The sequence below is a fragment of the Streptomyces sp. Y309 genome (assembly GCF_056712025.1).
The window spans coordinates 2,688,630-2,701,731 of record NZ_CM160048.1 but is presented as its reverse complement, the minus strand read 5'-3'; the positions used below and the strand labels follow the sequence as shown (position 1 = coordinate 2,701,731).

Below are 13,102 nucleotides of genomic sequence, written 5' to 3'. Positions count from 1 at the left end.
ACGAGCCTTCGTCGGCGTGCTGTCGGTGTGCCGTCAGCGCGTCAGCGGCATCGCGGCGAGCTCCGCCACCACCCACGTGACGGGCCCGAACACCGCGAACAGCGCCCCCGCGCGCAGCGCCACGCAGCTCCGCAGCAGCGCCGCGGGCGCGCCGAGCCGCAGCAGCGCCGCCGTGGTGTCGGCGCGCGCGTGCTTGGCCTCGACGGCGGCCGTGGCCAGGGTCAGCAGGGCGCAGCCCGCGACGAGCAGAGCGCCGAGCGTGGTCAGCGGGCCGATGTCCGAGCCGCGGCTGCCGGCGTCGGCATACAGCGTGCTCGCCGTGTACGCGCCCGACGCCACCGCGCACACCACACCGAGGGGCCGCCCGATCCGCCGCGCCTCCTGCTGGAGCACGCGCCCCGCGAGCAGCCGCAGCGCTCCCGGCCGCACCGCCTGCAGCAGCCGTCCGCACAGATGGGTGAGCGCGGGCCCGGCGAGGGCGAGGCCGAGGGCGGTGAGCCCCCAGCCGGCCAGGGCGCCGACGGGGCTGCCGGCGAGCCCGCCGGGCATGCGCGGGCCCGAGCCGTTGTCGACCCCGCTCGCGTACGTCTCGGCGGCGAGCCCGGCCGCGAGCAGTGCGACGCCCCAGGGCAGGCCGCCCGGCGCGGCGGCCGGGGGCGTGGGGTCGTCGGGGTCGGGCGCGGCACCGGGCTTGGCGGGGCGCGGGCGCAGTACGACGGCGACGGCGACGGACGCGGCGAGCGGCACGAGCGCGAGCAGTGTCAGCGCGGCGGCGAGCGGCAACGGCCGGTCCGCGGCGAGCAGTTCGGCCGCCGCGCCGTCGAACGGCAGGCCCGACAGGTCGCCGCGCAGGTGCAGGAAGAGCAGCAGCGCCACCATGGAGCCGAGCGTGCAGGCCACGGCCGTGGTCATGGCGGCGATGACCATGAGCTGTCCGGGGCCGAGCCCGATGGCCGCGAGTCCGGGGCGCGGCTTGGTGCCGGGGTCGGTGCGGGCCACGGCGACCGCGAAGTAGACGGTGGCGGCGATGGGGGCGGCGCACCAGGCGAGCCGGAGCACGGAACCGGTGGAGGCCGGGTGGCTCATCGCGTACGCCAGGGTGCACAGGAGCAGGAAGCCGGTGCCGGCCGACGCGGCGGCGACAAGGAGCCTGCGCAGCTGGACCAGGGGGCGGGAGCCGCGGGCTAGACGGAGAGCGAGCACGCGGCCCGGCCTTCCGCGTCGGAGCCGCCGGGGCCGCCGGAGCCGGTGGTGGTACCGGTGCCAGTGGTGCCCTCGGAGCCGGTGGTGGCGCCAGTGCTGTCAGAGCCTCTGGACCCGTCCGACCCCCCGGGCTCTCTGTGCCCTCTGGACTCTCTGGCCCCTCCCGTCCCTCCAGCTCCTCCAGACCCCCCTGAACCGCCGTGCCCCGCAGCACCGCTCGAGCCCTCTGCCGCCCCCGGGCGGATCAGGTCGTCGCCCGGCAGGTGCACCGTGTGCACGCGCCGCCCGTCCAGCAGCGTCACCGCGCGGTCGGCGAGCGAGGCGACCTCCGCGTCGTGGGTGGCGAGGACGACGGTGATGTCGTGCGAGCGGGCCGCCGTCGTCAGCGTACGAAGGACGTGTGCGCGGTCGGCGCGGTGCAGCGGCGCGGTGGGCTCGTCGGCGAAGAGGACGGTCGGCGTGCAGGCCAGGGCGCGGGCGATGGCGACGCGCTGGCGCTCGGCCTGGGTGAGGGCGCCCGGCCGCTTGCGGGCGCAGTCGCCGATGTCGAGGCGCTCCAGCCACTCGTGGGCGGCGACGCGGGCGAGGCGGCGGGCGCCGCCGCGCAGCATCAGGCCGAGCGCGGCGTTCTCCCAGGCGTTCAGCTCCGGTACAAGCCGGGGCCGGGGGTCGATCCAGCCGAAGCGGTCGCGGCGCAGGCGCTCGCGCACCAGCGGGCCCATGGTGTGCACGGGCGTGGAGTTGAACCACACCTCGCCCTGGTGGGGCAGCAGCTGGCCCGAAAGACAGCGCAGCAGCGTGGTCTTGCCGCTGCCGCGCGGGCCGCCGACGGCGAGGATCTCGCGCTCGCGGACACCGAGCGAGACACCGGTGAGTGCGGGGGAGCCGTTGAGTGTGACGTGCAGGGCTCGCGCCCACAGCACGTCGTTGTCCGGCGGGGCCACCATGGCGTACACCTCGGTTCAGATCAGATTGCCTCCCCCGTACGGGGGAACGAAGGCTGGGCCGATCGGTCACTGGGCACGCTAGGGATTCGGCGCCGGGCGCCGGACAAGGACGCGGCCCGGGTCCGCCCATCTCACTCGGATGGGCGCACCCGGGCCGGGTACGGCGGTGACACACCTGGCCGTGTACGGCGATCGCGTACGGGCCGGGGCGCGGATCAGATCTTGGTCCAGGCCTCCGTCAGGACCTGCCGCACGATGCCCTCGATCTCGTCGAACGTCGACTGGTCCGAGACCAGCGGCGGCGAGAGCTGGATGACCGGGTCGCCGCGGTCGTCGGCGCGGCAGTACAGGCCGTACTCGAAGAGCTTCTTGGAGACGAAGCCGTAGAGCACGCGCTCCGACTCCTCGTCCGTGAAGGACTCCTTGGTGGCCTTGTCCTTGACGAGCTCGATGCCGTAGAAGAAGCCGTTGCCGCGGACGTCGCCGACTATCGGCAGGTCGTGCAGCTTCTGCAGGGTGGTCAGGAACGCGGACTCGTTGTCGAGCACGTGCTGGTTGAGGCCCTCGCGCTCGAAGATGTCGAGGTTGGCGAGGCCGACGGCGGCCGAGACCGGGTGGCCGCCGAAGGTGTAGCCGTGCAGGAAGGTGTTGTCGCCCTTGTAGAACGGCTCGGCGATGCGGTCCGAGATGATCGCGGCGCCGATCGGGGAGTAGCCCGAGGTCATGCCCTTGGCGCAGGTGATGATGTCGGGGACGTAGCCGAACTTGTCGCAGGCGAACATCGTGCCGAGGCGGCCGAAGGCGCAGATGACCTCGTCGGAGACGAGCAGCACGTCGTACTTGTCGCAGATCTCGCGGACCCGCTGGAAGTACCCGGGCGGGGGCGGGAAGCAGCCGCCCGCGTTCTGCACGGGCTCCAGGAAGACGGCGGCGACCGTCTCGGGGCCCTCGAAGAGGATCTCCTGTTCGATCTGGTCGGCGGCCCAGCGGCCGAAGGCCTCGGGGTCGTCGCCGTGGATCGGGGCGCGGTAGATGTTGGTGTTCGGGACCTTGTGGGCGCCCGGCACGAGCGGCTCGAACGGGGCCTTCAGGGCGGGGAGTCCGGTGATGGACAGGGCGCCCTGGGGGGTGCCGTGGTAGGCGACCGCGCGCGAGATGACCTTGTACTTCGTGTGGTTGCCGGTGAGCTTGTGGTACTGCTTCGCCAGCTTCCAGGCGGTCTCGACGGCCTCGCCGCCGCCGGTGGTGAAGAAGACCTTGTTCAGATCGCCCGGCGCGTACTGGGCGAGACGTTCCGCCAGTTCGACGGCCTTGGGGTGGGCGTACGACCAGATGGGGAAGAAGGCGAGGTCGGCGGCCTGCTTGGCGGCGACATCGGCGAGCTCCTGGCGGCCGTGTCCTGCCTGGACCACGAACAGGCCCGCGAGACCGTCGAGGTACTTCTTGCCCTTGTCGTCGTAGATGTAGGTCCCTTCGCCACGCACGATGGTGGGAACGGGCGCGTTCTCGTACGCCGACATGCGGGTGAAGTGCATCCACAGGTGGTCGTACGCGGTTCGGCTGAGGTCCTTGGTGCTCACGGCTATCGGGTTCCCCACATGTAGGTCTGCTTCTTGAGCTTGAGGTAGACGAAGCTCTCGGTGGAGCGCACGCCGGGGAGCGCGCGGATCCGTTTGTTGATGACTTCGAGCAGGTGGTCGTCGTCCTCGCAGACGATCTCCACCAGGAGGTCGTGCGAGCCCGCGGTCATCACCACGTACTCCGCCTCCGGCATGGCGGCCACGGCGTCCGCGACCGGGTCCACGTCACCCTCGACGTCGATGCCGACCATCGCCTGGCGCCGGAAGCCCACGGTGAGCGGGTCCGTGACCGCGACGATCTGCATCACGCCCTGGTCGAGCAGCTTCTGCACCCGCTGCCGCACGGCCGCTTCGGAGAGGCCGACGGCCTTGCCGATCGCCGCGTACGGACGGCGGCCGTCCTCCTGGAGCTGCTCGATGATCGCCAGGGAGACGGCGTCGATCGAGGGATTCGTCCCGCCGCGGGAGCTGCTGGGGTCTGCGCTACGACTTGCCACGGCTTCACTGTGCACGACGTCTCGTCTGTTCCGCAAGGCATCAGCGATGAATTTCGTTGTACGAGATGTCTTGGTGCACGGATTTCGCAGTTCTGGGCGGCTGGGTATGTTGAAAGCGTCGGTATAGCGACTAGGGTGGGTGTCTCATCCACTGGACAGGAGGGCTTGGCAGTGACCACCGAGCTGCGCCGTCTGCGCAACTACATCAACGGAGAATTCCGGGACGCGGCCGACGGACGGACCACCGAGGTGATCAATCCGGCGACCGGCGAGGCGTATGCCGTGGCACCGCTGTCGGGCCAGGCCGACGTCGACGCGGCCATGAAGGCCGCGGCCGACGCGTTCCCGGCCTGGCGCGACCTGGTGCCCGCCGAGCGGCAGAAGTACCTCCTCAAGATCGCCGACGCGTTCGAGGAGCGTGCCGAGGAACTCATCGCGGCCGAGGTCGAGAACACGGGCAAGCCGATCGGGCTCACGCGGTCCGAGGAGATCCCGCCCATGGTCGACCAGATCCGCTTCTTCGCGGGCGCGGCCCGGATGCTCGAAGGCCGCGCCGCCGGTGAGTACATGGAGGGTCTGACCTCCATCGTCCGGCGTGAGCCGATCGGTGTCTGCGCGCAGGTCGCCCCGTGGAACTACCCCATGATGATGGGCGTATGGAAGTTCGCCCCGGCCCTCGCCGCGGGCAACACCGTCGTCCTGAAGCCGTCGGACACGACGCCCGCGTCGACCGTCCTGATGGCCGAGATCATCGGCTCCATCGTGCCCGCGGGCGTCTTCAACGTCATCTGCGGCGACCGTGACACGGGCCGCGCGATGGTCGAGCACCCGACGCCCGCGATGGCCTCCATCACCGGCTCCGTGCGGGCCGGCATGCAGGTCGCCGAGTCCGCGTCCAAGGACCTCAAGCGGGTGCACCTGGAGCTCGGCGGCAAGGCGCCCGTCGTGGTCTTCGAGGACACGGACATCGCCAAGGCCGTCGAGGACATCTCGGTCGCGGGCTTCTTCAACGCGGGCCAGGACTGTACGGCGGCGACGCGCGTGCTCGTGCACGAGGCCATCCACGACGAGTTCGTGACGGCGCTCGCCAAGGCCGCCGCCGACACCAAGACCGGCCTGCCGGACGACGAGGACGTGCTGTTCGGTCCGCTCAACAACGCCAACCAGCTCGCGCAGGTCTCCGGCTTCATCGAGCGGCTGCCCGCGCACGCCAAGGTCGAGGCGGGCGGCCAGCGGGTCGGCGAGAAGGGCTACTTCTACGCGCCGACCGTCGTCTCCGGGCTCAAGCAGGACGACGAGATCATTCAGAAGGAGGTCTTCGGCCCGGTCATCACCGTGCAGTCCTTCACGGAGGAGGCCCAGGCCATCGAGTACGCGAACGGCGTGGAGTACGCCCTCGCCTCCTCGGTGTGGACCAAGGACCACGCCCGCGCGATGCGGCTGTCCAAGGCCCTCGACTTCGGCTGCGTGTGGATCAACACCCACATCCCGCTGGTCGCGGAGATGCCGCACGGCGGCTTCAAGAAGTCCGGCTACGGCAAGGACCTCTCGTCGTACGGCTTCGACGACTACACGCGCATCAAGCACGTGATGACGTCGCTCGGTTGAGAGTTCCGGCGGGGCGCCTAATTCGGGTGCTGTGATTGCCGCCCCCGCGTACCGTTGCGTACGCGGGGGCGGCTCCCGTCGTGTGCTTCCTTCTTCCTTCTTCTGCAAAAAGATCCGTAGCGCACGCACTCTCCGCCCCCGCTTCGCTGCTTCATGGGGGATGGGACGACCGACCGATGACCGCCGATGACCTCGCGGCGCTGCTGCTGCGCCGCCGCCAGAGTGTGTACGTCGCCGGGGCCGCCGAAGGCGCCGGGGAGCCCGGGGACGCCGGTGCGGTGGACGTGCGGGCCGCGGTCGTCGTCCTCGAAGCCGAACTCGCCGACCGCGGGCATCTGTTGACCACCCCGCTGCGCCGCGCGCTCACGGCCCTGCCCGCCGTCGAGCTCGCCGTCACCGGCATGCGGCTGCTCGCGGACGTCGACGCCCTGATGGGCTCCGACCGCACGCACGCGCCGCTGTTCGCGCGCTTCCCGGACGTGGTGCCGTACCAGCACGCCCGCGACCGGTACACCACCGTCGTCCTCGACCACCTCGCCGCCCAGCCGCACCAGCCCTGCATGGCCTGCGGCCTGCCCGGGCGCCGCGTCCGGGCGCTCGCGCCGTGCGCGCACCTGCTCTGCGAGGGCTGCGTGGCGACCATCGAGGGGTGCTGCGAGCTGTGCTGCGTCTGGTACGCCTGCCCGGTCTGCGACAGCCGTTACGACACCGACGGGCCGACCGACCCGTGGATCGACCCCGTGACCTGGAGCCCCGCCGCCCCGCCCGGTGACGGCGGCGCCGTGCTGCGCGCGCTGGGCCTGGGCGCGCCCGACGACGCGGCCACGGAACTCGCGGCGCTGCTGGCCCGCCGTACGCCGCTGAACCCGCAGGACCACGACGACTTGGTGCTGCTGCTCGGGCGGGTCCATGCGCGCGGGGCGGGGGTGGACTCGGCGCCCGGCGCCGGGGGCGGCGGCTTTGAATGGCTTCCGGACGAGATTCCCCTGCGCGAGAGCAAGGCCCTGGCCCTCGCGCCCTTCCTGGACGACCCGGCGGCGCGGCCGCTCGTCGCCCGGTACGCGGACACGGCCACCGATGTGCTGCGGCTCCTTGTCGTACGTTCCGGTGGCGACCCCGACCTGCTCGCACTGCCGAAGCTGTGCGGGCTTTCCCGCCCGGTGCGGCGCGAACTGCTCGCTCTGCTGGGCACGTTCGACCTGCGGCACCTGTGCGAGGACTTCGCCCGGTACCCGGGTGCCTGGAAGCGCGTCGGTGAGATCCTGCACCCCTTCGAGCGGGCCGAGCGGCACGCGCGCGTGGCGCTCGCGTTCGCCGTGCTGCGCGGCACCCGTCTCGACGACCCGGCGCTCACGGACGTACTCCTCACGGAGGCCGCCCGCCACGAGGACATCCGCCTGGACGGGGACCGTCTGCGGCACACCGGCTGGCAGAGCCGTGTCGAGGCCGCCCTTGCCCGCTGGGACACCACGGCCGCCGCCGCGCTGCTGCGCGCCCGCCCCGGCGAACTGCTGCGCCGTCTCGACGTGTTGCTGGCCCGCTCGGGCGAGACCACGCTGCCCGAGCCGGTGGCCGAGGCGCTGGCCGACGCTCTGCCCCGGGCGGGGGTGGGGGCGCTGCTCGGCGCTTACGGCCGCATGAAGGTGCGCGCCCGCCCCGGCGGCCGCCGCGTCTTCTTCCCCCGCGGCCGCGTCACCAAGGCCTACGCCGTCGACGACCACCGGCCGCCGCTGCCGCCCCGCGTGGCGTCGAGGGCCGCGGAACTCATCGAGGCGGAGGCGGTGCGGCGGCTGGCGGTGGGCCCTGCCGGGGGCTTCCCCAATCCCGCCCCTTCCCGTAACCAGGGGGCTCTGCCCCCTGGACCCCCGTATCGCCGCTCCGCGGCTCGTCCTCAAACGCCGGACGGGCTAAAACCTTGCCGCACCGGTGAGGGTGGCGTGCCGTACGACGTCGCCGTGCTCGATGCCGGGCTCGGGGATCTGCCCGTGCCGTTTGCCGAGCGGGCCTCCGCCGTCTCGCTCGTCTCCGTGCCGCGTGGCAGCTCGCTGGCCATGCCCGGGGAGACCGAGCACGTTCGGCTCTTCCTGCACTGGCTGCAGCCGAAGGGCGTGCGGGTCGACCTCGATCTGTCCGTCGCGCTGTACGACGACGCGTGGCGGTTCGTCGGGCTGTGCGACTACACCCAGCTCGAGTACGCGGGCCGTGCCGCCCTGCACTCGGGGGACCTGACCTCGGCGCCCGCCCCGCACGGCGCCACCGAGTACCTCGACCTGGACCTGCCGCGGCTCGCCAAGGCGGGGGTGCGCTTCGTCGTGCCCGCCGTCCTGTCGTACAACGACGTGCCCTTCGATCAACTCCCGGACGCCTTCGCCGGGTTCATGGCCGTGCCGGGGGAGCGTAAGGACCGGGCCGTCTTCGACCCGCGCACCGTCCGGCAGCGCTTCGACCTCGCGGGCGACGCCGCGCTGCGCGTACCGATGATCGTGGACCTGCGCTCGCGCCGCGCCTGGTGGGCGGACCTCACGCTCGCCACCGGCGAGGGCACCCACGACGTCTGGCGCTACCGCTCGGTGCTCGGCCGCGCAGGCCACGACCTGGTCGACACCTTCGAGCCCGGCGGCCGCGCCACGCTCTGGGACCTGGCCTGCTGGACGGCGGCCGCGCGCACCGACGGCGACGTGCTGGTGCGCGGGCGCGGCCACGTCCTGTGGGGCTACCGCCGCGAGCCCGACGAGCCGCGCGCCGACTTCGCTGTCCGTATCAGGGACGCTTGGGAGCCCGATGTGCTGTGTGCGGAGCCGGAGTTGGCGGGCCGGTGTGCCTTCGTGGCCCTCGTGCACGGCGATCTGGCCGGGGTGGAGCACGCCGCGTCCGGCACGGCGTACCGGCTCTTCCCCGGGCCGCTCGACGAGGCGCCGCTGACGCGCGTGACGGCGTCGGACCTGGCGGGGGCGCTGGCGCCGGAACGCTGAGGCGGCGGAAGCGCCGGACTGCGCGGACTGCGGAGGCGGCGTCGCCCCCGCCCCGACAGCATGTCGCCCCGCGCCGCCCCCGCCCCGACGCACCGTCCATTGCCCGGCCCCCACGCGCGCGTGCATGCTGCCGAGGTGCGAGCGAACCCGAGAGCCCCGAGAGCAGTGCGAGCGAACCCCACGGCCTCCGCCCCCATGTCCCGCCGGTCCCTGCTGCGTGCCCTCGGCGGCGGTGCCACCGCCGCCGGGGTGGCCGCGCTCGCCAGCGGCTGCGGGGTGCCCGCCGCGTACATCGCACCGGACGAACGCGCCGCCGCCGACCGCTCGCGCACCGACCGGAAGCTGGCCTTCGCCAACTGGCCGCTCTACATAGACACCGACGACAAGAACAAGACGAAGCGGCCCACGCTCGACGCCTTCGAGAAGCGCACCGGCATCGACGTGCGCTACACGGAGGAGATCAACGACAACGACGAGTTCTTCGGCAAGATCAGCCCGTCCCTGATGAACCATCAGGAGACCGGCCGCGACCTCATCGTCATCAGCGACTGGATGTGCGCCCGCTTCGTCCGCCTCGGTTGGGTCCAGGAGATGGACCGCGCCCGCCAGCCGAACGTCACCGAGCACCTCGACCCGCTGCTGCGCTCGCCCCACTTCGACCGGGGCCGCAAGTTCACCGTCCCCTGGCAGTCGGGGATCACCGGCATCGCGTACAACAAGAAGCGGCTCGGCCGCGAGATCAAGCACGTTTCGGACCTGTGGGCGGACGACCTCAAGGGCCGCGTCACCCTGCTGTCCGGCCTCGACGAGGCCTTCGGGCTGCTGATGCAGGGCGACGGCGTCGACATCACCCAGTGGACGGCGGACGACTTCCACCGGATGTGCGACCGGGTCGAGAAGCTCGTCGACAGCCACCACATCCGCCGCTTCACCGGCAACGACTACATCAAGGACCTCTCCAGCGGCGACGTACTCGCCTGCCAGGCCTACAGCGGCGACGTCATCCAGCTCCAGGCCGACGACCCGGACATCGAGTTCGTCGTCCCTGAGGAGGGCGCCGAGCTGTGGGCCGAGTCCCTGATGATCCCCAACCTCGCCCGCCACAAGGCCAACGCCGAGCGCCTGATCGACTACTACTATGAGCCCGAGGTCGCCGCCGAGCTGGCCGCCTGGGTCAACTACGTCTGCCCCGTGCCCGCCGCCCGCGACATCCTCGCCTCCAACAAGGACAAGGAACTGGCGGCGCTCGCCGAGGACCCGCTGATCTTCCCGGACGACGCGATGCGCAAGCGGCTCGTGATCGCGCGGGACATCACCTCCAAGGAGCGCACGGAGTTCGCGAAGCGGTGGAACTCCCTGGCGGGGTTGTAGCTCCGCGGCCGGGCTGTAGTTCCGTGGCCGGGCTGCGGCACGGCGGTCACTGTGGAGGCGGCGCGGCCACGACCTCCCACGCCGCCATCGCCCGGTCCACCGTCTTGTCCAGGTCCGCGCGGCTCGCCCCGTCGCGGGCCCGCAACGACATGCCCTGGATGACGGTGGTGTAGAAGGCGGCCATCGCCTCCGTGTCCGTGCCGGCGGGGAGTTCGCCCTCCTCGACGCCCTGCTCCAGGCGGCGGGCCATCATGTCGGCGCCCGCCTGCCGCCAGGTCGCGAGGTATTCCTGGGCGGGCGCGTTCGCGGGGGAGCAGTTGGTCGCGGCCAGCACGATCATGCAGCCGCTCGGGCTGCCCCGGTCGGCGTACGCACTTGCGTTGTAGCGCAGCACGGCCTCCACCGCGGCCCGCGCGGAGGGGAGTTCGGTCAGCGCGCGGGCCATGGGCGCGCCCTCCGTGGCGTCGTACAGCGCGACGGCCTCCCGGAACAGCTTCTCCTTGGAGCCGAACGCGGCGTACAGGCTGGGCGAGGCGATGCCCATCGCTGAGGTGAGGTCCGTCATCGACGTGGCCTCGTACCCCTGCTTCCAGAACACCTCCATGGCCCGGCGCAGCGCCGTGTCCCGGTCGAACGCCCGGGGCCGACCGCGTGTGGCCACGGCTCCCACCTCCTCGTCCCGTGCCCGACGAATTTCTGTAGTGACCGACAAATATAGGCCTTGACGTGAGGATGCGCCTGTGTGAATGTTTCTGTGCCGATCGACACAGAAGTCGGCGGGACTGACGTACGCGAGAGATTTGAGGCTGGGGATGACGGACCTCCTGGGCAAGGCAGCGCTGGTGACCGGCGGCAGCAGGGGAATCGGGGCGGCGATCGTGCGGCGCCTGGCGCGGGACGGGGCCGATGTGGCGTTCACCTATGTGAGCCCGGCCGGGAAGGCGAAGGCCCAGGCCGTCGTCGCCGAGGTGGAGGCCGCGGGCCGGCGGGCGGTTGCCATCGAGGCGGACGCGGCGGACGCGGGCGCGGTGCGGGACGCCGTGGAGCGCACGGCCGCCGAGCTGGGCGGCCTGGACATTCTGGTCAACAACGCGGGCGTGTTCCCGTCAGGACCCATCGAGGAGGTCACGCAGGAGGAGCTGGACCGCGTCCTCGCCATTCACGCCCGCGCCGCGTTCGTGGGTGCCCAGGCCGCGTCGGCGCACCTGCCGGAGGGCGGCCGCATCGTGAGCATCGGCAGCAACCTCGCGCTGCGGGCGCCGTTCCCCGGCATCGTCCTGTACTCGATGAGCAAGTCCGCGCTGAGCGGCTTCACCAAGGCCCTCGCCCGCGAGTTCGGCCCCCGCGGCATCACCGTCAACGCCGTGCACCCGGGCTCGACGGACACGGACATGAACCCGGCCGACGGCGGCTCGGCGGACTTCCAGCGCGGCCTCTCCGCTCTCGGCCACTACTCGCACGCGGACGACATCGCCGCGACGGTGGCCCACCTGGTGGGGCCGGGCGGGCGCACCGTCACGGGGACGGAGATCACGGTGGACGCCGGGACCAACGCGTAGGCCGCGCCGCCCGCGGCCGGATGACCGCCGGCCCGCAAAGGCTCCGGCCCGCGAAGGCTCCGGCCCGCGGGCGGGCGGTCAGCCGCCGACCTTGAGCGCCGCCGCGACGATGCGCTGGATCACCGCGTTCATGTCCTCGCCCTTGGCGTCGGTGGAGTTGACGGAGTAGACGAGGACGGTGTCCAGGTTCCGGCTGGCGGCCATGATCGAGCTGTAGCCGTGCCGGCTGCCGGTCTTGAGCCAGACGACCCGGCCGTCGGGCGCGGCGTGCCGCTGCAGCCCCGCGCTCATCGTGGCGCCCTCGATGCCGGACGGCACCGTGAACATCTCCTCCAGCTGCGGCTTCGGCACGATCCTGCCCCTGAACAGCGCGATGGTCAGCCGCTCCAGGTCGGCTGTCGTGGAGATCATGTCGCCGCCCGCGAAGCGGTCCCGCTGGTTCCACTCGGTGACGTCGACCAGCCGCGTCCCGCCGCCGGGCTCCCGCACGGCCTGGTAGCCGCGGTTGTGCGGGCCGTGGATGCGCGGATCCGTGCCGGGGAAGGAGGAGTGCCGCATGCCCGCGCGCTTCAGGACGCGCCGGGTGGCCTCGCTCTCGTACGTGTGCCCCGTGACCTTCTCGATCAGCAGCCCGAGAAGCGTGTAGTTGATGCCCAGGTACTCCTGCTTGACGCCCGGGGCGTACGCGGGTCCCTTCGCGATCGACGTGGCGGCGACCTCCTGCGGGGTGAGCGTCTCGAAGCGGTGCGCGTACAGCTCCGCGAAGGTCTCGCCGGTGGCGCGGCCCGGCCGCAACCCGCTGGTGTGGTTGAGGAGTTGGCGTACGGAGACGGGCTTCCGGAAGGCGTCCGCGTTCGGCGCGAAGAGGTCCGGCAGGTAGCGCTGCACGGGTGCGCCGAGGTCGACCTCGCCCTCGGCGGCGAGCTGCAGCACGACGGCCGCCGTCACCACCTTCGTGGTGGACCCGGCCCGGAACCGCCCGTCCGGATCGGCGGCGCGCCCCGACACCACATCCCGCACGCCCGAACTGCCCCGCCACTTCCCGTTGTTGCCGCCGACCCGCACCAGGGCGGCGGTCGCCTCGGCGTCCGGAAGCCCCGCGATCGCGGCCCGCAGGGCCTTGGCGTCGGGGCCCGGGGTGCGGGTGGCGACGGCCGGGGGCGCGTCGGCGAGGGCGGGCGCCGTGGCGGCGGCGGTGATGCCGAGGGCCAGGGCGGTGGCGAGCGCGGCGGAGGTGCTGGAACGTCTGCGCATGGGCTGCTCCGGGGAAGGGGTGAGTGTCTGGTGTAGACCTCATCCTTCGGGAGGCGCGCGCGGGGTGGATCGTCACTGAGGAGGGGGGCCGACCCGGGGGTTCGCTCCGGG

General features: G+C 72.4%; 10 protein-coding genes. 4 read left to right on the top strand and 6 right to left on the bottom strand.

Annotated features, from left to right (window positions below):
• Positions 1-33: 33 nt before the first annotated feature.
• The 4 genes from AC0KTA_RS10005 to AC0KTA_RS09990 form a co-directional block, all read right to left on the bottom strand.
• Complete coding sequence (locus AC0KTA_RS10005) at positions 34-1,203, bottom strand: hypothetical protein (protein ID WP_481054769.1); 1,170 nt, start codon at positions 1,201-1,203, stop codon at positions 34-36.
• Positions 1,185-2,150 (bottom strand): ABC transporter ATP-binding protein, encoded by a 966-nt coding sequence (locus tag AC0KTA_RS10000; RefSeq protein ID WP_481054768.1) that lies wholly within the window; start codon positions 2,148-2,150, stop codon positions 1,185-1,187. Before AC0KTA_RS10000 ends, AC0KTA_RS10005 begins: the two co-directional genes overlap by 19 nt.
• Before the next feature lie 215 nt (positions 2,151-2,365).
• A complete protein-coding gene (locus tag AC0KTA_RS09995; RefSeq protein ID WP_481054767.1) occupies positions 2,366-3,748 on the bottom strand; it encodes an aspartate aminotransferase family protein in 1,383 nt (460 codons plus the stop codon).
• Entirely contained in the window at positions 3,733-4,242 is a 510-nt protein-coding gene (locus AC0KTA_RS09990) for an Lrp/AsnC family transcriptional regulator (protein ID WP_481054766.1), read from the bottom strand. Before AC0KTA_RS09990 ends, AC0KTA_RS09995 begins: the two co-directional genes overlap by 16 nt.
• Positions 4,243-4,398: 156 nt before the next feature.
• Here AC0KTA_RS09990 and AC0KTA_RS09985 point away from each other — a divergent pair, with 156 nt between their 5' ends.
• The 3 genes from AC0KTA_RS09985 to AC0KTA_RS09975 all read left to right on the top strand — a co-directional run bounded on the left by AC0KTA_RS09985 (position 4,399) and on the right by AC0KTA_RS09975 (position 10,178).
• The gene (locus tag AC0KTA_RS09985) at positions 4,399-5,835 is read left to right on the top strand and encodes a gamma-aminobutyraldehyde dehydrogenase (RefSeq protein ID WP_481054765.1); all 1,437 of its coding nucleotides are present in this window, start codon (positions 4,399-4,401) and stop codon (positions 5,833-5,835) included.
• Positions 5,836-6,011: 176 nt separating this feature from the next.
• On the top strand, positions 6,012-8,807 hold the full coding sequence (locus AC0KTA_RS09980) for a hypothetical protein (protein WP_481054764.1): 2,796 nt from the start codon (positions 6,012-6,014) through the stop codon (positions 8,805-8,807).
• Positions 8,808-9,002: 195 nt separating this feature from the next.
• The gene (locus AC0KTA_RS09975) at positions 9,003-10,178 is read left to right on the top strand and encodes a polyamine ABC transporter substrate-binding protein (RefSeq protein WP_481054763.1); all 1,176 of its coding nucleotides are present in this window, start codon (positions 9,003-9,005) and stop codon (positions 10,176-10,178) included.
• A 46-nt stretch (positions 10,179-10,224) separates the two neighbouring features.
• On the opposite strand, the gene AC0KTA_RS09970 is transcribed toward AC0KTA_RS09975, so the two are convergent.
• Entirely contained in the window at positions 10,225-10,839 is a 615-nt protein-coding gene (locus AC0KTA_RS09970) for a TetR/AcrR family transcriptional regulator (protein ID WP_481054762.1), read from the bottom strand.
• Between the two features lie 151 nt (positions 10,840-10,990).
• Here AC0KTA_RS09970 and AC0KTA_RS09965 point away from each other — a divergent pair, with 151 nt between their 5' ends.
• The gene (locus tag AC0KTA_RS09965) at positions 10,991-11,737 is read left to right on the top strand and encodes an SDR family NAD(P)-dependent oxidoreductase (RefSeq protein ID WP_481054761.1); all 747 of its coding nucleotides are present in this window, start codon (positions 10,991-10,993) and stop codon (positions 11,735-11,737) included.
• Positions 11,738-11,815: 78 nt separating this feature from the next.
• Here AC0KTA_RS09965 and AC0KTA_RS09960 read toward each other — a convergent pair whose 3' ends face one another.
• On the bottom strand, positions 11,816-12,991 hold the full coding sequence (locus tag AC0KTA_RS09960) for a serine hydrolase domain-containing protein (RefSeq protein ID WP_481054760.1): 1,176 nt from the start codon (positions 12,989-12,991) through the stop codon (positions 11,816-11,818).
• Positions 12,992-13,102: the final 111 nt, after the last annotated feature.